A 22,340-nucleotide genomic window follows, 5' to 3' on the forward strand; every position below is an offset into this window, starting at 1 on the left:
TCCTCTCCGCAATGCTCCTATCGTCGGCGACACGGCGGCACCGGACAGGAGATCCCTCGGTCACGCCGCGCCGCGACCAGGAGGACGACATGAGCGCACGGAGAGCCCCCGGCCGCATCCGCATCGGCGTCTCCGGCTGGCGGTATGCGCGCTGGCGCGGGGACTTCTACCCGAAGGGTCTGCCGCAGCGGAAGGAGCTCGAACACATCGGCACGCGGTTCGACACGGTCGAGGTGAACGGCTCGTTCTACTCGCTGCAGCGACCGGAGAGCTACCGGACATGGAGAGCGAGCGTGCCGGCGGACTTCGTGTTCGCCGTCAAGGGCTCCCGCTACATCAGTCACATGCTCCGACTCCGCGACGTGGAACAGGCGCTCGCGAACTTCTTCGCGTCCGGCGTGCTCGCCCTGGGATCGCAGCTCGGCCCGATCCTTTGGCAGCTTCCCGAGCGGCAGCGCTTCGACCCCGAGGTGATCGACGCCTTCCTGACGACCCTCCCGCGGACCACCGGCGAGGCTCTCGCGCTCGCGACCCGCCGCGACGAGCGGCTCAGCGACCGTGCCTGGCTCGAGATCGAGGAGGATGTGCCCTTGCAGTACGCGCTGGAACCGAGGTCCGCGACCTTCGCCGCCGAGGACAGCCTGCGGCTGCTGCGGGATCACGGCGTCGCGCTGGTCGCCGCGGACACGGCGGGCCGGTGGCCGCGCTTCGACTGCCTCACCACGGACTTCGCCTATGTCCGTCTGCACGGCGCCAAGATGCTCTACCACAGCGCCTACACCCCGGAGGAGCTGCGGGAGTGGGCGGAGCTGATCCGGTCCTGGCGGGACGGCACCGGCGCGGCCGACGGCAGGCCCCGCGACGTGTACGTCTACTTCGACAACGATGCCAGAGGCCACGCGCCCCACGATGCGCAGGCTCTGGCCGCGCTCGTCGACGAAGGCGCGTGACGCCCGGCCGGTGCCTAGCCCTGGTCGCCGACGTGGCCCGGTGCCGTGAGCGAGACCACGCGCTCGACGAAGGCCGCGTATTCGCTCATGTAGTGGCGGAGGAACTCCTCGGTGGCGGGGTCGGTCACCTCGCCGTCCTCGCCGAAGAGCTCCGGCTTGAAGGTGATGTAGGCCTCGGGCGCGTTCAACTGCGGCGCATTGAGGAAGCTCAGCACGCTGCGCATCGACGACTGCATGACGGCGGTGCCGATCGCGCCGGTCGACGCGCCGATGATCCCGGTGGGTTTGCGGGCGAAGGAGTTGTGCCCCCAGGGCCGCGATCCCCAGTCGATGGCGTTCTTCAGCGCGCCGGGGATGGAGCGGTTGTATTCGGGGGAGACGAGCAGCAGACCCTCGGCGCGTTCGACGTCGTGCTTGAACGTGGTCACGGCCGCCACCGGATCGAGTTCGTCGTCACGGTTGTACAGCGGGAGGTCGCGGATCGGGATCTCGACGAGCTCGAGACTCGGCGGGGCCAGTCGCACGAGGGATTTCGACAGGACCCGGTTGATCGAGTCCTTCGCGAGGCTTCCGACGATGTATCCGATGCGGTGGGTCATGGTCCCTTGCGCGGGGAGGCGCCGACCGGGCGGACTGCCGCGGTGTGATCCCTGCGTCCTTCCATTTCCAGGATATCGCCGGGGTGGGGGCTTGCCGCAAGGCCCCGGGCATGGGGCAGAATCGACCCTCGCTCGTGCGATCTGCGCACGGCCGAGAAGGAGATCCATGCCCATCGACCCCTTCCACCTCTCCGATGATCTGCGCGCGAAGGCAGCACCCGGCCTCCTCGATGCGGACCGGCGCCACCTGCTGCGGATCGCCGAGACGGTGGAGACCCAGCGCGCAGAGGTCGCCGACCGTCTGAGCGAGGTGCGTCGGCGTCCTGCCGGTTTCGGCGACAGCGCCGTCGACCGCGACCTGGAGGTCCGGCGGCTCACCGGACGGCTTCGCGTGCTCGAGCGCTTCGGCATGGACGTGTGCCTGGGACGGATGACGCGCACCACCGGCGAGCACGTATACATCGGCCGCACCGGGCTCGCCGCCGAGGACGGCACGCGCCTCCTGATCGACTGGCGCACCCCGGCCGCCGAGCCGTACTTCGGCGCGACGATGGAGGATCCGCGCGGGATCACCTCGCGTCGCCGCTACCGCTGGAGCGGAGGCCGCGTCAGCGACTACTGGGATGAGGCGCTCACCCCGGAGGCGTTCGACGGTGCCGCCTCCCTGGACGACCAGTCGGCGTTCATCGCCAGCCTCGGCACGCACCGCACGTCGAAGATGCGGGATGTGCTCGCGACGATCCAGGCGGATCAGGATGCGATCATCCGCGCCGCCTCCCCCGGAGCGCTCGTCGTCTACGGCGGTCCGGGCACGGGCAAGACTGTCGTGGCGCTGCATCGTGCCGCGCACCTCCTCTATGCCGAGCCGCGGCTGACCCGGAGCGCGGGCGGCATGCTCCTGGTCGGACCGAACGCGCGCTACCTCGCGTACGTCGACGACGTCCTGCCGAGTCTCGGGGAGGACACGGTGCGCCTGTGCACCCTGCGCGACCTCGTCCCCGAGGGCGCTCTGGCGGTCGAGGAGTCGGATCCCCGCGCCGCAGCCCTCAAGGCGTCGCTCGATCCCGACGCCGTGCTCGACGCGGCCGCGAAGGCGTTCGAGCAGCCGCCCCGTCACGCCATGCGCATCGAATCGCCCTGGGCCGACCTGTGGCTGAGCCGCGAGGAGTGGGCGGAGGTCTTCTCGGGAGCGGACCCGGCCGCCGCGCACAACGAGGCCAGGGACGAGGTGTGGGAGGAGCTGCTCGAGCTGCTCACCGACCAGGTGGACGACGACGATGTGCCCCCGTTCGCCGTGCGGCGGTGGCTCCGTCAGGACGACGAGCTCACGGGCACCTTCGTGCGAGCGTGGCCGCTGCTCTCCCCCGCCTCCGTGGTCGCGCGGCTGTGGCGGTCGCCGGAGTTCCTCCGCCGCTGCGCCCCCGACCTCTCCGACGCGGAGATCGCGCTGCTGCAGCGGTCGGATCCCGAGGCCTGGACGGACGCCGATCTGCCCCTGCTCGACGCCGCGCACCGCCGGATCGGAGACCCGGAGTCGGTGCGCGCGGAGCACCGACGTCAGGCCGTGATCGCCTCGGCACAGGAGCAGATGTCGCACGTGGTCGATCACCTCATCGAAGACGACGACAGCGAGATGAAGGTGATGTCGATGCTCCGCGGACAGGACGCGCGCAACGTCCTCGTCGGCGTCGACGCGCCGCCGGTGCTGCGCCCGGACGAGCTGGCAGGACCGTTCGGGCACATCGTCGTCGACGAGGCGCAGGAGCTGTCGGACGCGGAGTGGCGGATGCTGATCGCGCGGTGCCCCGCACGCAGCTTCACCATCGTCGGCGACCGCGCCCAGGCGCGTCACGGGTTCACCGAGACCTGGGAGGCGCGGCTGGGCAGGATCGGCCTCCGTGACGTCAGGGTCGCGCATCTGAGCGTGAACTACCGCACTCCGGCGGAGGTGATGGAGGTGGCGGCGCCCGTGGTGCTCGCGGCGATCCCCGACGCGAACGTCCCGACCTCCGCGCGGGAGAGCGGGGTCCCTGTCCGCTTCGGTGAGGCGACGGACCTGCCCGCCCTGCTCGACGACTGGCTGACCTCGCATCCCGAGGGGATCGCGTGCGTGATCGGGAACCCTGACCTGCCGTCGACGCCGCGCGTCCTCTCCCTCTCCCCCGCCACCGCGAAGGGGTTGGAGTTCGACCTGGTCGTCCTGGTGCGCCCGGAGCGGTTCGGGGATGGCGTGACCGGGGCCGTGGACCGCTACGTGGCCATGACCAGGACGACGCGGGAGCTCGTCGTGCTGAGCTGAGTCGGGGGACGAACGCCTTCCTGTGTGTATCCTGAGCGCGAGGCTCCACGGTGGAGTCCCACGGCGGGGAGAATCATGCGCGATCGCGTTCGGTTTACGGCGACTATCGTCGCGCTCATGCTCATCGGCTCGGCGGCGGCGCCGGCGGCGGCCGCCGCGGCTCCCGTCCCTGGCGAGCACATCCTCGTCTCGGATGTGCTGAACCAGCTGCGCGTGGAAGCCCCCTCACCGGCGACGTTCGACCGGACCCTGTTCCGAGAGGAGCGCGATCTCGACGGAGACGGCTGCATCACCACCCAGGAGGTGCTGGTCGAGGAATCCGACGTCCCCCCGACCATGGTCGACGGCTGTGCGGTCGCGAGCGGTCAGTGGCAGTCGTACTACGACAACATCGTCCACATCGATCCGGCAGCGGTGGAGCTGAACCACCTCGTCGCCCTGAAGGAGGCCTGGCTGTCGGGCGCCTGGGCCTGGACCGCAGCGCAGCGCGAGGCGTTCGCGAACGACGTCGGCGACCCGCGCACCCTCACCATGCTGACGGTGGCGACGAGCGCCGCGAAGGCCGACAAGGATCCGGCGGCCTGGCTGCCGCCTTCTCCGTTCCCGTCCGCCCGGTGCACGTATGTCTCGGAGTGGGTGGCGGTGAAGTGGCGCTGGAATCTGGCGGTCGATCACGCCGAGAAGGCGGCGATCCAGAAGGTCCTGGCCGGATGCGTCCAGCAGACTCTCGTCGCCCCACCCCTGCCTGCGGACCGGCCGGGGATCCCCCCGGCGGACACCCGCTACTACATCGCGAAGTACGACGGCACCATCTGGGCCGTCACCGCGACCAGCGTCCGCGCGCTCACCTTCGCGCAATGGCAGGCCGCCGGCGCCCCCAAGCCGCTCCCAGCGCCCACGGAGTACGTGAAGTACGCGTGGTCCCCGACCATCAGCGCCGTGACGATGTTCGGAACGGACAAGTCCCGGTGGGTCTGGAAGCACGTGAACGCCGCGGAGTGGAAGCGCGCCGGGAACCCCAAGCCGCGCACAGCGGGCTGGATCGAAGGATCCACGTACTACCAGTGGGCGGAATCCCGGCAGATCTTCGTGCAGGACGTCGGCGGGAAGAAGCACGCGCTCACCGCAGCCGAGTGGGCCGCATCGGGATACCAGCCCTTCGAGAAGCGCCCGAATCAGGGCTTCGTCAAACTGTCGTGGCATCCGAGCATCGCGTTCCTCGTCGACTACGCGTCGGGCATCGGCTCGCCGATCGACGGGGCTCGGTGGACGGCCGAGGGGAATCCGACGCCGGTCGTCCGCACCCGACTGCCCAACGACGTCGTGTGGCAGAACTACGGCAGCGGGACCATCTACTACTCCGGCCCCACCGTCACCAAGGCGCTGACGCCCGCCGAATGGCGCGCCATGGGTTCGCCTCGCCCCGAGGTGCGCGGCGCTCCCGCCGCCCCTCCCCGCCCGGCCCGCGACATGGACTGCGGGGACTACCGCTCCCAGGCGGCAGCGCAAGCTGACTTCAATCGCTACTTCCCCTGGTACGGCGACGTCTTCCGGCTGGACAGCGACAACGACGGCATCGCCTGCGAGTCGCACTTCCGCTGAGGACGTCCCTCGATCAGACGGCGGGGGCCGCGGTGGATGCGCGCACGATGAGCTGCGAGCCGAGCGTCGCGACCTCGCCGATCGCGACACCGGAGATCGCCTGGAGGAGCAGGTCGACCGCGAGCTCTCCGCTCCGGCCGATCGGCATCCGCACGGTGGTCAGGCCCGGCGTGACGGCTCCGGCGAGGTCGATGTCGTCGATCCCGACGATGCTCACGTCGGAGGGGCATCGCCGCCCGAGTTCGAGCATCCCCGCCTCCAGTCCGAGCGCGACGAGGTCGTTGTAGGCCACGACGGCCGTCGCCCCGCTCGCCACGGCAGGGGCGGCGGCCGCCCTCCCGCCCTGGATCGAGGCGGCATGATGGCTCAGGCGCGTGAGGCGGATGCCGTGGTTCTCGCACGCGCGCGAGATGGTGTCGAAGCGACGCGCGTCGGCCCACGACCCGCGGGGTCCGGACGCATAGGCGACGTGCCGGTGTCCGAGCGCGGCGAGGTGCTCGACCGCCTGCGAGGGGCCGTGCTCGGTGTCCATGAGCACGCAGGGCGCCCCGTCGATCTGCCGGTTGACGATGACGCACGGCGTCGATCCGACGAGTTCGAGCACATCCGCGTCGGGGAGACGCGGCGAGCACAGCAGCATGCCGTCGAGCTTGCGCGCCTGCTGGATCTGCTCGCGCTCACGGCGCAGATCCTCATCCGCGTCGAACAGCACGATGCGGTGGTGCCCGTGCCACGCCTGTCCCTGGATCGCTTTGAGCAGCGTCGCGTAGACGGGGTTCGCGACATCGGGCACCACGACGCCGAACGTGCGGGTGGCGGTGGCGGCCTGCGGCGTGGAGTAGCCGAGATCGCTCGCGGCTTGGAGCACGCGCTCGAGGGTGCCGTTGGCGAGCCTGTCGGGTTCGCCGAACGCGCGGGATGCCGTCGCGATGGACACGCCGGCGCGCTTGGCCACATCCGTCAATGTCGAAGTCACTGTCGCCTTCCGATCGTGCTGTCCCTCTATGATCATGCATCACCGGGATGAAACGTGTTGACAAGTTTGTACAAGTGCTACACACTCGTTTACATGACGATCATCGCCGATCAGGGCAGACCCTCCGGTGCCGGCATCCTGCACCTCGGGCTCGGCAGCTTCCACCGTGCGCACCAGGCCGTGTACACGCGCGGTGCGCTTCAGGCCGCCGACGGCCCGTGGGGCATCATCGGCGTCGCATCGCGCTCGCACACGGTCGTCGATGCCCTGCACGCGCAGGACCTGCGCTACTCCGTCGCGACCATCGCCCCGGACAGCATCTCGCTCAGCGTCCCGGGCGTCCACACGGATGCCTTCGTCGGCGCGGACGAGCCGGCGCGCGTCGTCGCTCACATCGCGGACGCCGACATCCGCATCATCACCCTCACGGTCACCGAGAACGGCTACGGCTACTCCCCCGCGACCCAGCACCTCGACCTCGACGACGACGGCATCCGCGCCGATCTGCGCGGTGAGGCTCCTCGCACGACGATCGGGCAGCTCGCGCGCGGCGTGCAGGCGCGCGCCGCCACCGGCGGGGCTCCCCTGTCGATCCTGAGCTGCGACAACCTGGCCGCGAACGGCAAGCACACCGAGAAGCTGGTCCGTGAGTTCCTGCATGAGCTGCCGGACGCCGAGGGGGCCGATGCCCTCGCATTCCTCGACCGCGCGGTGACCTTCCCCTCCAGCATGGTCGACCGGATCGTCCCCGCCACCACACCGGAGCTGCGCACGCGGGTGCGTGCCCTGCTCGGCGCCGACGACGCGATCCCCGTCCCGGCCGAGCCCTTCTCGATGTGGGCGATCGAGGACCGGTTCGCGGGCGGCCGTCCGGCATGGGACGCCGCGGGAGCCGTGTTCACCACGGAGGTCGGCCGATACGAGCAGATGAAGGTGCGCCTGCTCAACGGTACGCACTCCCTCATCGCCTACCTGGGTGCCTTGCGCGGCGCGCATACGATCCCTGAGGCGATCGGGACCGACCCGATCGCCCAGGCGGCGCTCGCGGTGCTCCGCGGCGAGTACGAGCCGTCGATCCGGATGCCGTCGGACGTCGACATCCGCGAGTACGAGAGTCAGCTGTTCGAGCGCTGGGGCAACTCCGCCCTCGGCCACCGCACCAGCCAGGTCGGCACCGACGGTTCGGTCAAGCTCGGTCAGCGCATCCCCGAGCCTGCGCTCCTCGCTCTCGGCCGCGGCGAGATGCCGCACCTGATCGCTCTCACCGTGGCCGGATACCTGTCGTGCCTCGCCCCGCTGGCGGGCTTCGATCCGGGCGCGGACGCCGCCGCCATGACGGACCCCGCTCGCGAGCGCCTGCGCGCCGCCGCGGCGAGCGCGCGGGACGGCCACGACCTCGCTCGGCGCGTGATCGCCGACATGCAGCTGTTCGGCACGGAACTGGCCGGTCAGGACGCCTTCATCGCCCGCGTCGGCGACCTGGTCGACGTCATCCGGCGTCGCGGTGTGGACGCGGCGATCATGGATGCACTCGACGCGTCCCAGACCCTCACGAAGGAGATGCAGCCATGAAGGCTCTCGCCATCCACGGCAAGGAAGACATCCGTTGGGAGGACCGCGAGGTCCCCGTTCCCGGCGCGGGCGAGGTCCGGCTCCGCGTGAACTACGTGGGCATCTGCGGCTCCGACCTGCACTACTACTTCCACGGCGCGAACGGCGAGTACACGATCCGCGAGCCGCTCTCCCCCGGGCACGAGCTCTCCGGCGTCGTCGACCTCGACCCGTCCGGCCGTCTGGCTCCCGGCACGCCGGTCACGGTGCACCCCGCGCGCTACGGCCCCGAGGTGCCCGGGCTCGAGGACCGCCCCCATCTGCGACCGGGAGGCGACTACTTCGGCAGCGCCGCGGCGGACCCGCACCGTCAGGGAGGGGCGTCGGAGTTCCTCCTCGTCGAGGAGCCGATGATCCGCGTGCTGCCCGAGAGCCTGCCGCTCGAGCGCGCAGCACTGGCCGAACCACTGGCCGTCGCGATCCACGCCGTGAACCTCGCCGAGGGCGTGGCCGGCAAGCGCGTCCTGGTGATCGGCGCCGGCCCCATCGGCCTCCTGGTCGTCGCTGCGGCGAAGCAGGCCGGGGCCGCCGTGATCGGGGCGAGCGACGTGCGCGAAGAGCCCCTCGAACGCGCGAAGGCTCTGGGCGCGACCGAGACCGCCCTCGTCGGCCGTGATGCGATCGACGACGAGTCCTTCGATGTCGTGTTCGAATGCTCGGGCGTCGCGGTCGCGCTGACCCAGGCGGTTCGCGCGGCCCGTCGCGCGGGCACCGTCGTGCAGGTCGGGATGCTCCCGAACGCCGACATCGGCGTGAACCTCGCCCCGATGCTCGCCAAGGAGCTGACGATCCGGGGCGCGTTCCGGTTCTCCACCGAGATCGACGACGCGGTTCGCATGCTCGCCTCCTCCGACGCGCTCGACTCCGTGATCTCCCACGTCCTTCCCGCCGCCGATGCCGTCGCGGCGTTCGAACTCGCTCGCGACTCGTCCGCCTCGGCCAAGGTCCTGCTGGCCCTCTAGCGTCACCCGCTGCCCCGCGCCCCTGCGCACATCACTACAAAGGAGTATTCCGATGAGCAGTTCCCCCGTCCCCGGCGTGGACGCCCCCGCAACGCCTCCGGTCGCCAAGCGCTCGATGGGCGACCTCGTCCGCGCGGCTGTCTCGGGCTGGCTCGGCACCGCCCTGGAGTTCATGGACTTCCAGCTGTACTCGCTCGCGGCGGCGCTGGTGTTCAGCCAGCTGTTCTTCGCCGATGAGGGCCCCGGCATGGCCGTGGTGCTCGCCATGGCCACCTACGGCGTGGGATATGTCGCCCGCCCGATCGGCGCCTTCGTGTTCGCCCGCATCGGCGATAAGATCGGCCGGCGCAAGGTGCTCTTCTACACGATCCTCCTGATGGGCGCGGCGACCACGCTCATCGGCTTCCTGCCGACCTACCAGCAGGTCGGCATCCTGGCCCCGATCCTCCTCGTCATCCTCCGCCTCGCCCAGGGCTTCGGCGCCGGTGCGGAGATCTCCGGAGCCGGCGTGATGCTGTCGGAGTACGCGCCGGACAACCGCCGCGGCATCATCGCCTCGCTGGTCGCCCTCGGCACCAACTGCGGCACGCTGTTCGCCTCGGCGATCTGGGCGATCCTGCTCGCGGTGATGCTCGAGAGCGACGTGATCGAGTGGGGCTGGCGCATCCCCTTCATCGGCAGCGCCGTGATCATGCTGTTCGCCCTGTGGGTGCGGTTCAGCCTGAAGGAGAGCCCGGTCTTCGAGGAGCGCTCCGACGTGGTCGACGGCAAGGCCCTCTCGCGCGACGAGGTCGTCAAGCTCGCCACCGAGACCAACGACATCCGCACGCTCGAGTCGCTGCACCGCAAGCCGATCAAGGCGATCATCGTCTCCTTCTTCCTGCGCTTCGGCCAGGCGGGCAACTCCGGTCTCGTGCAGACGTACCTCATCTCGTTCATCACGATCACCCTCGCGATGTCGAAGGAGGTCGGTCCCGAAGTGGTCATCGTCTCCTCGCTGATCGGCTTCCTGACGATCCCCCTCGTGGGCTTCCTGGGCGACCGCTTCGGCCGTCGCCGGATGTACATCATCATGACCTCGCTGTCGCTCGTCCTGATCGTGCCGACGCTGCTGATGATCAACACCGCCGAGCTCGGATGGGTGTTCGTGGGCTACGCGATCATCCACAACGTCTCGGTGCTCGGGCTCGCGTCGATGGAGAACATCTCGATCCCGGAGATCTTCGGCGCCCGCAACCGCTACACGCTCACTGCCATGGTGCGCGAGATCGCCGCCATCATCGCCACCGGCATCGGACCGATCATCGTCGCGGCCTGGGTCTCGGCGACCACCGGCAGCATCATCCCGGTCATGGTGCTGATGGGTGTGTTCACCGCGTCCGCCCTGGTGGCCGCGATCTGGGCACCCGAGTGGACGGGGCGCGATCTCACCGATCCGCGCTCCGCCATGTGACGCACCGACCATCACGACCAGGGGTGCGGCCGACCCGAGCGGCCGCACCCCGCACATCTGAGGAACACACGCCATGACCATCGATCTCGTCGACGTCTCCATCACCAGCCCAGGACGCAACTTCGTCACGCTCAAGATCACGACCTCCGACGGGATCGTCGGCTGGGGAGACGCGACGCTCAACGGCCGCGAGCTCGCCGTCGCCGCCTATCTCTCCGAGCACGTCGCGTCGATGCTCATCGGCAGGGACGAGGACCGGATCGAGGACACCTGGCAGTACCTCTACCGCGGACCGTACTGGCGCCGCGGCCCGGTCACGATGGCGGCCATCGCCGCGGTCGACATGGCCCTGTGGGACATCAAGGCCAAGAAGGCCGGGATGCCCCTGTACCAGCTGCTGGGCGGGGCGAGCAGGGAGGGTGTCCGCGTGTACGCGCATGCCTCCGGCACCGACTACGCCGCCCTGCAGAACGCGATCACCGGCTACCAGGAGCTCGGCTACACGGCGGTGCGCGTGCAGACCGGCGTGCCGGGGCTCGGTCAGATCTACGGCGTCTCCTCCTCCGGCCCGGGCGTCCGCTACGACTACGAGCCCGCCAAGCGTTCCGGCGATCGCCCCAGCGAGGAGACCTGGGACACCCGCAACTACCTCTCGCACATGCCGGGGGTGTTCGCGCGGATCCGTGAGGACTTCGGCACGGATCTGCGGATCCTGCATGACGGCCACCACCGGATGTCTCCCATCGAGGCCGCCCGCTTCGCGAAGGAGATCGAGCCCTACGACCTGTTCTGGCTCGAGGACTGCACGCCCGGTGAGGATCAGACGGCGCTGCGTCTGGTCCGCCAGCACTCGACCACACCGCTCGCGATCGGCGAGGTCTTCAACTCGGTGTTCGACTATCAGACGCTCATCACCGAGCGGCTCATCGACTACGTCCGCTCCGCCGTCACCCACACCGGCGGCATCACGGCGATGAAGAAGCTCCTCGACTTCGCGGCGATCTACGGGATCAAGTCGGGCATCCACGGACCCACCGACATCTCCCCCGTCGGCATGGCCGCGGCGCTGCACCTCGACCTCGCGATCCACAACTTCGGCATCCAGGAGTACATGCCGCACAACGCCCAGACGCTCGAGGTCTTCCAGACGTCGTTCACGTTCGACCAGGGCTTCCTGCACCCGAGCGAGCAGCCGGGGCTCGGCGTCGAACTCGACGAGGACGCTGCGGCGGCGCACGAGTACACCAAGGCGTACCTCCCGGTGAACCGGCTGCTGGACGGGACGATCCATGACTGGTGACCGCGGCGTGGACCGCTGCCCGCTGCGCGACCGCGCTCGCTGCGGCCGACCATGACCGGCGGACGCGTCGTCACCCTCGGCGAGACCATGGCGCTGGTGCGCGCCGACGAGACAGGGTCGCTCCGCCACGTGCGCGACATGTCGCTCGGCATCGGCGGAGCGGAGAGCAACGTCGCGGTCGGTCTGAGCCGACTCGGGGTCGACGCGTCCTGGCTGGGGCGCATCGGCGACGACTCCCTCGGCGCGCGGGTGATCCGAGAGCTGCGCGCGGAGGGCATCGACGTGCGGGCGATCGCGGACGCCGACGCCCCGACCGGGCTGATGCTCAAGGAGCGTCCGACCGCGTCGTCGACCGCCGTGCACTACTACCGGTCCGGTTCGGCGGGGTCCCGACTCAGCAGCGCAGACCTGCCGGCCGGATGGGTCGAGGAGGCGGCGCTCCTGCACGTCACGGGGATCACCGCCCTGCTGTCCGATTCCGCGCACGCCGCTCTCGTCTCGGCCGTCGAGCGCGCGAAGGCAGCCGGCGTCGTGGTCAGCTTCGACGTCAACTACCGGTCGGCGCTGGCGAGCCGGACGACGGCGGGTCCGCTCCTGCGCGACATCGCCGCCCGTGCGGACATCGTCTTCGGCGGGGCCGAGGAGCTGTCGATCCTGTTCCCCGGGCGCTCCCCCGAGAGCGCGGCCGCGCTCCTGCGGGAGGACGGGTGCCGCACGACCGTGCTCAAGCAGGGTGCGGCGGGGGCGACGGTCTTCGACGAGACAGGCACGGCCGTGGGCGCCGGGTTCCGCGTCGACGTGGTCGACACCGTGGGCGCAGGCGATGCGTTCGTGGCGGGGTACCTCAGCGCGATGCTCGAACACCTCTCCGCGGAGGAGACGCTGCGCCGCGCCAATGCCTGCGGCGCGGTCGCGTGTCTCGCCCCTGGCGACTGGGAGTCGGCACCGACCCTGCGCGAACTGGAGCGTTTCCTCGACGGCGACGCCGACCCCGTGCAGCGCTGACCGCGGGCGCAGACGGTACCGTGTTGCCGTGACCGAACGTGAGACGACCCCCGCCGCTCGCGCGACGAGGGTGGCGGTGATCGGACCGGGCGCGATCGGCACGACGATCGCGGCCGCCCTCCACGAGGCAGGGCGCACGCCGGCGCTGTACGGCCGCACGCCGCGCCCGGGGCTCGAACTCGTCGCGGCAGAAGAGCGCCTCCCCGTGCCGGGCCCGGTGCGGGCCGATCCGGCGGAGGTGTCCCATCCCGCCGACGTCGTGTTCCTGGCGGTCAAGGCCACCCAGATCGCCGGCGCCGCGCCCTGGCTCGCCGTCCTGTGCGGTCCGGACACTGTGGTGTGCATCCTGCAGAACGGGGTGGAACAGGTCTCGATGGTCTCCCCGCACCTGCCCCCGGGAACGGCGATCCTCCCGTCCGTGGTCTGGTTCCCCGCCCAGGCGCAGGAGGACGGGTCGGTGCGCCTGCGTGGGGAGGCGAGGCTGTCCCTGCCGGAGACGCGAGGCAGCGATCGCATCGTCGAGGTGCTGCGGGGCACCCGCTGCGAGATCGAGGTGGTCGCGGACTTCTCGACCGTGGCGTGGCGCAAGCTGCTCCAGAACGCCGCCGCAGGCCTCATGGCTCTCACCGGGCGCCGGTCCGGCATGTTCGCCCGGGACGACATCGCCGACCTGACCCGCGCCTATCTGCAGGAGGGCCTGCTCGTCGCGCGCGCCGAGGGAGCACGACTCGCTGACGACGCTCCCGACGAGATCCTGGCGAAGTTCCGGGCGTTCCCGGCCGACCTGAGCACCTCGATCCTCACGGACCGCGACGCAGGACGCCCCCTCGAATGGGATGTCCGCAACGGCGTCATCTCCCGCCTCGGTCGCGCCCACGGCATCCCGACCCCGATCGCCGACGTCATCGCGACGCTGCTCGCGGCAACCAGCGACGGGCCGGGGTGAGCCGCGGAGATCCGAGCGTTTCGACCAGGGTTCACAGGAGCGAAGGAGGCCCGATGGACGGGAAGACGTTGCACGAGCGCGCGGCGGCTCGCGCGGAGGAGTTGCCCGGAGCGGAGCTGACCCATCCGTTCGGACCGGAGTGGGACGTGTTCAAGGTGCGCGGGAAGGTGTTCATGCTGCAGACCGGCGTCACCGGCGAGGCCATCGTCACGCTCAAGTCCGACCCCGAGGAGAGCCACGCGCTGCGCAGCCAGTACGCCGACATCACCCCCGGCTACCACATGAACAAGAAGCACTGGATCAGCCTGCACCCGGGTGGCACGCTCGAGCCCGAGGTGGTCGACGAGCTCGTCACCGAGTCGTACCTGCAGGTGCTGGAGCACAGCGTCCCCAAGTCGCAGTGGCCCGTCGACCCCGCCACCTTCGGGCAGGCGTGAGGACGGCGCCGCGCGGGCAGGTGGTCAGTCCGACCCGTCACGCGGGGCGGGTATGTCGTCCGTGAACCTCCTCATCTGCAGTTCATCCGGGAGGCCCCACTTCGCGCGGAAGCGTGTCCTCAGCTCCCTGAGCTGTCGGTCGGAGGAGGTGGCAGGGATGAGTGCGATGAATAGCAGCAGGGCTGAGCTACCGCCGAGCATCAGCGTCAGCAGGGTCGCGGTCTGATCCGGCGTCTGGTTCGCCGTCGCGATGAGCCCGTGCACCAGGGGCACCACGGCGACGAGCGCCAGGGTGCTCGCCGCTCCGAGCAGTGCGTATGTGATTCCTCTCGCCAGGGACCACGGCGTTACAACGGTCCTGATCACCGCGGCGGTGACGAGATCATCTCGGGCCGCGGTCGCCAGACGGCAGTACATGGCGGACGAGCGCGATCTCGAATCAAACCAATCTCGGATCCCCCTCATTCTCGAGCGGAGGCGCACCCTATTCGTCTTCGAACTCGCCGGTCGCTGCAGTACCATCCAGCAGAGACCTGACCTCCTTGTCGAGGTCGAGGCTTCCTCGTGCGCCAAGCTCGTTCATGTAGGTCTCGGCGTCGCGCATGAGCGTGTCGTCGCCCGACCTGAGTGCGTTTGCTATGACGCTGGGGACTGCCCGCATGCTCAGATCGAATGTCGTCAGCCCCGAGCCGTGTCGCTCGTCGAGCAAGACTTTGAGAACCTCGAGCGCTTCGCGTGGATTTTCGGCGGACGCGGCTGCGAGCTCCTTGCCCAGCATGTAGCGTTCGTTTGCTATCTCGGGTGCAAGGGCTAATGCGGCGCGAAGTCGCGGTAGCCACCACTCCGGAGGGAACGCGGCTGCTTTTGCGAGCCAGAATATACCGCTCAGTTCGGCGGAGTCCTCGGGATGAGCATGCACGTGGGCGAGGCGGTTGTCCCAGATGCCGCCGAATCGGTCGCGGATCGTGTCGTCGACGCTTGTCGCGTGGAGAAACCGCCATGCGACTTTGCCCAATGCATCGCCACGCACGCGCGCTGGCGTCTCGGCGAAGAACTTCTTCACTTCGGGATCGTCGAATGACTTGTGGCCTAGGATAACGGCGTCGATCAGCCATTCCCCGAGCCTCGGTAGTGGCTTCGAGTCTCCGTCCCAGCCAGCGACGAGCGCTTCCCCGACGCTGATCGCGCCGAGCACGGCGGATTGGAGGGCATCGAATAGTTCGGGGTGGTATCGGTGTGTGGAAAGGATAGTAGTGAGCGTGATCTGCTGACGGCGGGTAAGGCCGTGGTGCGAGCCGATCATCGCCTCGATGCGGAGATCAAGCCAGAATCCTGCCCGCGCGAGAAGTCGACCGAAGCCCTCCCCAAGAGCGGCGTCTCCGGCGCCATGGCGGTCGTCTCGCGTGAGTTCGTATGCGAGGGCCTTGAGGGCATCGCCCTTCCAGGAGGGGTCCGGTTCCGCCGTCGCCGCGAAGATCAGGGCGCGGATTCGCTTCGGCCACTCATAGTTGAGGGAGAGCGTAAGCGGGTCCCAATCGCCCTGCGGCTCAAAGCTGTCGTAGCTGTTCCAGGCGTCGTCGCTCGGGGCGTTGATGAGAAGTTGCGCGAACCTTCTTCGGAACCCGAGCGGTACGGGGTCCAAGTCGCGGTGCTTGATGAGTTCCTCAAGGAGGCCGATTGCCGCCTTCTTGGTGGCGCGGAAGTCTCGGTCGTCATCGAAATCGGACCCTTCTATGTTGTATGGCGACTCCATCGGATGGATCAGCACATCATCGATCAAGCTGGTGGCCTGTTCCCAGTCAAGTTCGAGATCGGCCTTGACTGCTGCCTCCAATCCCTCAAGGATTGCTCGCAGGTAGGTTGGCCGGAGCTTGTCTACGAGGTCTGGCACCCCGGTCAACGCCATTGGCGCGGCGGTGAGAAGCCCCGCGAGTTCTCGTCCCTGCCCTTCGTGAGAGGGACGCGGCCCCCAGATGTCGCCGTCGTCGTGCCAACTGGCCAGGTGAGCCACCAGCTGCGCTGGCGTCATGCGGCCCATCTCCTCCTGCGAAGTATGCGAGTTCGGGCCTGTCCACGTAGTGACAATTCCCAATGGCACGAGCGGGTTGTCGATCTGACCGCGACGGGTGTCAAGCTCTTCCAACTCGACTTGGAGAGTCGGCGGAAGCGCAGACGTGCCGATCGCGGCGAGCCAGCTGTGGCGGTAGGAGTCGGCGCGGTCGCGAAAGTCTTCCTCGTGTTCTCCCACGAGCCGACCATCACGGGCAGCCTCGCGCATCCGCTCCAGGTCGACCTCATACGCGCGATCGAGGAACGGACCGATCACGGAGACAGCGTCAGGATTGACTTGGGACATGGCCTGCGCTAGCTCCGCATACTCAATCCTGAGGTGCTCGTCATCCGATTCTGGATCGGAGAGGAGATGGATCGCCGCGGGGAGCAGTTGGTTCGGATTGACGCCGCTGCCCGCTGAGACCCGGACCGCTTCCGCAATCGCGAACATCGCAATCTTCCGGTGGAGTACGGATCGGTGTCGCAAGAGGATCTGAACCGTGTCGTCGGCATCCACCCACACGGCGCGCGCGGCGAGATCCCGGATCGCCTCGACAAGGGCGTTCTCGGGATCCCTGTGGGAGTCGCCGCGGTCCCGAATTGATGGCCGCGTCATGCCGCTGATGTCGTGTTCATCGCTGAACAATCCAACTGCGCGGAGATAGTCAGTAAGCCAGCCGGACAGTGCCTTCAGGGCGTCTTCGCCGAGCGCGGGGACGATCTTCGGCAGTTCCTCTTCGAACCAGTAATCCTCAAGCCCGAACCTTGGGGAGCGAAGCCGATTCGGGTCGTCCGCAAGTGGAGTCGGCTTGAAGAGTGCGTTCGCCAGCCACCGGCCTTCCTTTCGCGCGTTGCTATTGAGCAGACGAGCAGCGAAGGAGACCATCGTTCGCGGGTCGGTGCGCCAGCCGAAGCCAGTAGGGTGCCAGGCCCTGAGCAGCGGGATGAGGCGTGTCCCTTCAGCAGCCGGTATCGCGGCACCGATCTCGAAGGTCGCCCGCCTGACCCAGGCGTTCGTGCTGGACTCGAGGGCGAGTAAGACGTCTACGACCGCTTCGGGAGCCTCCGGCGCGACGCACGTCAGGTAGTCCAACTCCGGCCAATAGGTGTCTTGGATGTACCCATCGTCGGTCACCGTCGGCTCAGGTGGACTTGAGAAGGCGCCGGCCTCCATGAGTGGAAGTACCCAGTGCGGGTTGGTCAGGCCTCCGTAGAAGACGCGACGAAGCTGATATGTCGGGATCCTGAGCAGCGCCGCTTCGACCTGCGATTGGTTCGGGATTCGCTGGTCGCTCACGCGGCGTCTCCTTTGTCATTGATCTCGGCGAGAAGATCTTCGATCGATTGCCGCGCGGTGAAGAACTGGGTGATCACGCCATCGAAGAGCGTTTCAAAGGTTGCAATGTGTGCCTTGATCTCGTCGTCGCTGGGTAGCTCCGCGCTCGGTACAACCCGATCATGGATGTGAGCCCATTTGACGAAGAACCCTCTCGATTCGATCCACTTCGACACAGCCGCGTGCGCCGTATTGCCGTCATCGGTAAGCAGGGCCGCGACATCGTCACGGCTGCGTCGCTTCTCCTGCACGGCTGCCTTGAAGAGGGACTCCATCGCGACGGCCACATCTCGCGGAATCGGAACAATCTCCTGGCCGACGTCGAACTGCAAGTCGGGAAACCGCGACAGCAGGTCTGGAAGCTGTTGCACTCGCTCGCTCGTGGAAGGTTTGACGGCGGGAGCGATTGGGCGCCCCATTGCGGTGATGATTCGGTTCATCACTTCACGCATTGAGTGACAGATGTACGAAATGCGAGTGCGAGCACCGACCTCACCACGCGAAACGCGGAGTTGATCAATGGCGGCGCGATACATGTCAGCGAGGTCGGGTCGACGCTCGGCCAACGCGTCAAAGATCCTCTGCTGAATCGGTTCCATCACGCGCGCAACCTCAGGAGGGTTACTGGTTCAAGGGTGGCGCGGTCAGCTGGCCCCCGCCTTGAATTGATCACGACTGCCAACCTAGCGTTCTTCTTGCTTTGGAGTCGTCGGGCCACGTCCGGCCTCGCAGGGACAGACCTCGGGTCCCCGGTCAACAAGGACCTGACGCAATCGCACTCCGTCGTGCCGCGTGCGAGCAATGCCCAAAGGGGAGGGATCGCACGCCACCGTCGTCTAAGCGAGTATCGCCCGTATGGGACGGGGTTGAGAACGGACATGAGTTGGCGTCGCCGGTACGCTCTGACCGGGAGGAGCAATTGAGCGAAGGTAGATCTTGGCCGCGAGGAGTGATCGCAACGGCTGTTCTCTTGCCCGTCGCGGTGAATCTGTTCACCAACCTCTTCAGCGGTTGGGTGGCGAACGTTGTCATGTTGGCGGCACTCCTCGGTGCCGTCCTCCTCATGCGGACCAGCGATAGGTGTCGACCACGATCCGCTGGCGCCCGTGCGACAGGAGATTGGCAGAACACGTTCCGCCGCACGGCGGGGATGGTCCTGATCGGTGCCTTCATTGGCGGCATCTGCGTGTTGCCGGTCTTCCCAGCTCGGTCGATAGAGATCCCGATCTTGAACGAGATTGCTCACTCGATCTCCGACGACCTCTGGGGATCGATATCAACCAACGGTTACGAGGTGTTAGCAACGCTGGTGATCGCCGCTGTCGCGGTCGTCACGCTACTTCGCAAACGAAGCGTCGTCCCCGCCCTTCATTTCACCCTTGCGGCGTGCGCTGGTGCTGTCGCGGTCTTCGCAGCCACGCGCGGGCATGTCGACTTTTCGGAGCCGTGGCTCACCTACTTGGGCATCGGCGCAGGCGCCGCGGCTTTGGTCGGAGTCGTTGCACTTTCTCCCGCTGTCGTGGAGACAGTTCTTCACTTGTGGAATCGCCAGTCGCCGGAGTCAGCGAACACCGTGTCGAGTGGTGACCCAGTTGGTGCTGTGACCGAGAATCCTCGTCCACTGACCCGCCGCGAGCTTCGCAGACGATCGTGGGAATAAGCGCACTCGCGACGAGGTGGAGGATCTGCCACTCCCGGCTCTTAGGGTCACCCCGTACGAATGAAACTCATTCGGTTGAGGTGCCAAAGCGCGCCACGGCCGGGCCCACAACCTGCGTTTCGAGAGAGCTCACTGCCAACTCAGCCAGAGTCGCGAAGCGCAGGTCCGTTAGCTCGATACCCCGATGACTCCGAGGCGGATCCGGGAGCCGAAAGCTCCGCAGGTTGTAAGACCCCGAGAGCTCGCCATCCGGAAGATCGACGTCTGGTCGAAGCGCGCCACTGACGGCAAGTCCGTACTGATCCTCAAAGCAGGCGACGTCGGCGACCGCCGCACCCGTCTCCAAGTTGTATAGCTCGGCAATGGCTCCGGGCAAGCCACGCTTCTCGGTCTCGTTTCTTAGGTCGACGAAGTACCGCATCAACGGGTCTGCTCTGAGAGAGTCCTGGATCGGGGCGTACCAGTCACCGAATCCTTCCACCCGACTACTCAGCGTCTGCAGCACGAACGTGACTCTTCTGATGTCGACCACCGCTGCGCGGATGCTCGCGAGCTGGGGGCCGGGCCGAGCGCTGTGCTCAACATCATGAATGGATCTTCGCACCGCGCGCACGATCGATTTGCACTCCGCCAGTATCTGCGATGCGGTCGCATTCTGTGGGCGAAGGTGTGGCAGCGGTGGCATCTGCGGGAGATCGGGAAACGTGCCGCCCGTGTCGACCTTAGCCATTGAAGACGTTCGACTTGCTGGTCATGTTCGTAGGGTACGCACTCATCTTCAGCTGCGGGTGGAACTTCAACAGATGGGTTGACGTTTCGATTGGCGCGGAAGGGGCCGCCCTTCGTGCTCCGCACGGAAGGGGATCCGAGAGCACGAGCTGGTCAATCCCCAGGCGGTCACGGAACTAGATCGGCTGCCACCCGTTGCGTGTCCAGATAACGGCTGACTTGTTTCCCGCGCGCTCAAGCCCGCCATAGCGCTCGTCGCGGGACCTGGCGTTCATCGTCTTGCAGACATCGCAGCCGACCGGGGCGGTGGGATGGCTGTCTGGGAGGAAGACGTCGAACAACGGAGAGCGATTGCGCCTCGCCCGGCGCACAGGCACAATCACCGCATCCGGCGAGATTTCAAACGCCGGTCTGAAGGTGCGCGGCTTCCGAGGCCTCGACGTAACCCACCGGTCGGCCATCGATCCATACCTCAACGGCGTTCGGATCGACTTCATTGGTGGGCTCGCGTCGCAGCTCCGCCACCGTGACGACGGCATCCGCTGCCGCCATATCGACCGCCACATGCGGTGGCTTCCAAGTCAGTGCCCGTTGCCAAGATCCGTCACGGCGCCGGCCTCGTCGCGCTTCAACCAGGATCTCGCGGAGATGCACGCCGAGTTGCTCGCGGGTCATCGACCGAGGCACTCGCGAACCGAGCTTGGCGTGTTGCACCCCACTAGCTTCGCAGATCCAGCGGCAACTCTCTGCCCACTTCGCCCCGCTATCGCGCACCGCCCGTTCACGGATCCTTGCGACCAGCCGTGGACACGCTTCAACGTGCATCGGGCTGACGCGTAGCGAAGGATAGCTTCGTCTTGTGACTTCAGTATCTGGACCGATGCCAGCCGTATCACTCTCAGGCAGTGAGATCGCCCTGCTCACGGAGGCGATGCGCGACCTTCAGATGTCTGTCGCTGAGTACTACGCCGACACGGCGGGTGCGGGTGATCTTGGTCGGCGAGTCCGCGCGTTTCTGACCGCGACGCAGACTTTGAACGACCTCCTCGCGAACCAGATCGTGCAGGCGCCGGCATACCAGAGCCTGTTCACGACCAATCGCCACCCGGCTGCAGGACTTATCGAGGCCGTCAAGTTCGCTCGGAACATTCAGCAGCACGTCCTTCATATCGTGCGGCCGAGCGACGATATGACGCTGATCGGCGGCACGCTGGGATTCCGCGTCTACGCCGTGTGGGACACGGTCCCAGCGAATGTGGTCGCTCGGCTCCGCCGGGGCACTCAAGCGCTCGAGCCGCACTACCAGACCGAGCTCGAGGGCAAGGAGGTCACCGCCACGATGATCGCGGTCCTTCGCTTCTTCGCCGAGGCCGTGCCCCAAGTCATTCACCGAGACGCGCACGGTGAGTGGACGGGATTTCCCCTTCTTAGCCAGCCAGGCGTCAACTCCCCAATCCACCCCGAAGAGCCCGAGGACCAGGCTCACGCAAGGGCGTGGATGGATGGTCGCCGCCCTGGCGGCGACTGCCGAGTTGTCTGCGGCCAGATGACCGTCGGCGAGGTGCCATACGTGTATGGTCATACGTTCGTCGGACGCCTGACCTTCGCACCTTTCATCGAGACCGTCGAACAGGCGAACTTTGACATCGGACTCGGCTATCCATATCTCGAAGGCAACCTCGCCGCGAACTTCGACGACGTGACCGACCGATTCGACAATGTCCACCAGGGCGCGGTGCTCCAGAGCCGAGGCGAGGTCTCAAGCTGGGCAACCCAGATGGCCTCGCTCCCCGACCGCCCCGACTGGACTGCGCCCGGAGTCCTCGCTGAATCGTGGGAGCGGGTGGTCAAGATGGAGATCGACACGAGGATCCCCGGATTCAGCTTCGGGCCGAGACGCGCGCGGCGGCTCAACGCGCTCGTGCCACCGCGCTGATCGAGCTCAATACCCGCATGGGATCGCGAACTTACGATCGCCCGCCCACTAGGTCGCGTTAGCCCTTGCTGCAGCGGCTGTTTGGCGGAAGGTAGCGAGCCGCTCGCGGCGATGCACGGCGAGGTGCGGGGCACGCGGCGCACGCGTTCACTCCCGTGCACGAGCGCGCGGCTTTCGTGCACCGCCCGCATGAGGATCGACGCCCCACCGTCTTAGGCTGGCGGCATGCGTGACTCGCAAGCCGGCCCGATGGTCTGCCCGACCTGCGGCGACATGTTGGTATTCGACGTCCTCGATGACGAGAAGTTCCTCGTCGCCTGGTCTTGCCTGAGCTGCGGCGTTATCCGCACCACTGAACCTGGATAGAACGACTCGCACGACAACGACCACCACCGCGCACTGACCGCAGAGGGATCGAGGATCGCCAGCCAGGACGGATCTACTGGCACGCAAGAGCGAGAGCTCGAACCGTCCATGCTGACTTAGC

20 protein-coding genes are annotated in these 22,340 nt (G+C 67.6%); 13 read left to right on the top strand and 7 right to left on the bottom strand.

Going from position 1 to position 22,340, the window contains the following annotated elements; all coding sequences use genetic code 11:
• The first annotated feature begins 89 nt into the window (after positions 1-89).
• Entirely contained in the window at positions 90-950 is an 861-nt protein-coding gene (locus CSX12_RS10925; protein WP_124895778.1) for a DUF72 domain-containing protein, read from the top strand.
• A gap of 14 nt (positions 951-964) precedes the next feature.
• Here the strand turns inward: CSX12_RS10925 and CSX12_RS10930 are convergent, their stop codons facing one another.
• Complete coding sequence (locus CSX12_RS10930; RefSeq protein ID WP_124895779.1) at positions 965-1,549, bottom strand: NADPH-dependent FMN reductase; 585 nt, start codon at positions 1,547-1,549, stop codon at positions 965-967.
• Between the two features lie 166 nt (positions 1,550-1,715).
• On the opposite strand from CSX12_RS10930, the gene helR reads away from it, so the two are divergent.
• Positions 1,716-3,848 (top strand): RNA polymerase recycling motor ATPase HelR, encoded by a 2,133-nt coding sequence (gene helR / locus CSX12_RS10935; RefSeq protein ID WP_124895780.1) that lies wholly within the window; start codon positions 1,716-1,718, stop codon positions 3,846-3,848.
• Positions 3,849-3,965: 117 nt separating this feature from the next.
• Positions 3,966-5,450, top strand: a complete 1,485-nt coding sequence (locus CSX12_RS10940; RefSeq protein ID WP_241160435.1) for a DUF1524 domain-containing protein — start codon at positions 3,966-3,968, stop codon at positions 5,448-5,450.
• A gap of 13 nt (positions 5,451-5,463) precedes the next feature.
• On the opposite strand, the gene CSX12_RS10945 is transcribed toward CSX12_RS10940, so the two are convergent.
• The gene (locus CSX12_RS10945; RefSeq protein WP_124895781.1) at positions 5,464-6,426 is read right to left on the bottom strand and encodes a LacI family DNA-binding transcriptional regulator; all 963 of its coding nucleotides are present in this window, start codon (positions 6,424-6,426) and stop codon (positions 5,464-5,466) included.
• Between the two features lie 93 nt (positions 6,427-6,519).
• Here CSX12_RS10945 and CSX12_RS10950 point away from each other — a divergent pair, with 93 nt between their 5' ends.
• The 7 genes from CSX12_RS10950 (at position 6,520) to CSX12_RS10980 (ending at position 14,140) form a co-directional block, all read left to right on the top strand.
• On the top strand, positions 6,520-7,998 hold the full coding sequence (locus CSX12_RS10950) for a mannitol dehydrogenase family protein (RefSeq protein ID WP_124895782.1): 1,479 nt from the start codon (positions 6,520-6,522) through the stop codon (positions 7,996-7,998).
• Entirely contained in the window at positions 7,995-8,999 is a 1,005-nt protein-coding gene (locus CSX12_RS10955; RefSeq protein ID WP_017202887.1) for an L-idonate 5-dehydrogenase, read from the top strand. Before CSX12_RS10950 ends, CSX12_RS10955 begins: the two co-directional genes overlap by 4 nt.
• A gap of 52 nt (positions 9,000-9,051) precedes the next feature.
• Positions 9,052-10,452, top strand: coding sequence for an MFS transporter (locus CSX12_RS10960; RefSeq protein WP_017202888.1), 1,401 nt, complete (start codon positions 9,052-9,054; stop codon positions 10,450-10,452).
• A gap of 73 nt (positions 10,453-10,525) precedes the next feature.
• A complete protein-coding gene (manD, locus tag CSX12_RS10965; protein ID WP_124895783.1) occupies positions 10,526-11,752 on the top strand; it encodes a D-mannonate dehydratase ManD in 1,227 nt (408 codons plus the stop codon).
• 51 nt (positions 11,753-11,803) lie between these two features.
• Positions 11,804-12,757 (top strand): sugar kinase, encoded by a 954-nt coding sequence (locus CSX12_RS10970; protein WP_124895784.1) that lies wholly within the window; start codon positions 11,804-11,806, stop codon positions 12,755-12,757.
• Positions 12,758-12,785: 28 nt separating this feature from the next.
• The gene (locus tag CSX12_RS10975) at positions 12,786-13,703 is read left to right on the top strand and encodes an oxidoreductase (RefSeq protein ID WP_124895785.1); all 918 of its coding nucleotides are present in this window, start codon (positions 12,786-12,788) and stop codon (positions 13,701-13,703) included.
• 53 nt (positions 13,704-13,756) lie between these two features.
• Positions 13,757-14,140 carry an MmcQ/YjbR family DNA-binding protein gene (locus tag CSX12_RS10980; RefSeq protein ID WP_124895786.1) on the top strand — a complete coding sequence of 128 codons (384 nt, stop codon included), beginning with the start codon at positions 13,757-13,759 and terminating at the stop codon, positions 14,138-14,140.
• 24 nt (positions 14,141-14,164) lie between these two features.
• Here the strand turns inward: CSX12_RS10980 and CSX12_RS10985 are convergent, their stop codons facing one another.
• From CSX12_RS10985 to CSX12_RS10995, 3 genes are read right to left on the bottom strand one after another with little or no spacing between them, the layout of a single operon-like run.
• A complete protein-coding gene (locus tag CSX12_RS10985; RefSeq protein ID WP_206427070.1) occupies positions 14,165-14,623 on the bottom strand; it encodes a hypothetical protein in 459 nt (152 codons plus the stop codon).
• Between the two features lies 1 nt (position 14,624).
• The gene (locus CSX12_RS10990; RefSeq protein WP_124895788.1) at positions 14,625-17,489 is read right to left on the bottom strand and encodes a hypothetical protein; all 2,865 of its coding nucleotides are present in this window, start codon (positions 17,487-17,489) and stop codon (positions 14,625-14,627) included.
• A complete protein-coding gene (locus tag CSX12_RS10995; RefSeq protein ID WP_124895789.1) occupies positions 17,486-18,130 on the bottom strand; it encodes a hypothetical protein in 645 nt (214 codons plus the stop codon). The genes CSX12_RS10990 and CSX12_RS10995 overlap by 4 nt, the downstream gene beginning before the upstream one ends.
• Positions 18,131-18,510: 380 nt before the next feature.
• On the opposite strand from CSX12_RS10995, the gene CSX12_RS11000 reads away from it, so the two are divergent.
• Entirely contained in the window at positions 18,511-19,188 is a 678-nt protein-coding gene (locus CSX12_RS11000) for a hypothetical protein (protein WP_124895790.1), read from the top strand.
• A gap of 67 nt (positions 19,189-19,255) precedes the next feature.
• Here the strand turns inward: CSX12_RS11000 and CSX12_RS11005 are convergent, their stop codons facing one another.
• Positions 19,256-19,918 (bottom strand): hypothetical protein, encoded by a 663-nt coding sequence (locus tag CSX12_RS11005; protein ID WP_124895791.1) that lies wholly within the window; start codon positions 19,916-19,918, stop codon positions 19,256-19,258.
• A gap of 398 nt (positions 19,919-20,316) precedes the next feature.
• On the bottom strand, positions 20,317-20,592 hold the full coding sequence (locus CSX12_RS11010; RefSeq protein ID WP_124895792.1) for a hypothetical protein: 276 nt from the start codon (positions 20,590-20,592) through the stop codon (positions 20,317-20,319).
• 205 nt (positions 20,593-20,797) lie between these two features.
• Here CSX12_RS11010 and CSX12_RS11015 point away from each other — a divergent pair, with 205 nt between their 5' ends.
• On the top strand, positions 20,798-21,853 hold the full coding sequence (locus CSX12_RS11015; protein ID WP_124895793.1) for a hypothetical protein: 1,056 nt from the start codon (positions 20,798-20,800) through the stop codon (positions 21,851-21,853).
• A gap of 225 nt (positions 21,854-22,078) precedes the next feature.
• Positions 22,079-22,219 (top strand): hypothetical protein, encoded by a 141-nt coding sequence (locus CSX12_RS18485; protein ID WP_164479565.1) that lies wholly within the window; start codon positions 22,079-22,081, stop codon positions 22,217-22,219.
• The last annotated feature ends 121 nt before the right edge of the window (positions 22,220-22,340 follow it).

This window comes from Microbacterium sp. Y-01 (assembly GCF_003856715.1).
In the GTDB taxonomy this organism is placed as follows: Bacteria; Actinomycetota; Actinomycetes; order Actinomycetales; family Microbacteriaceae; genus Microbacterium; species Microbacterium algeriense.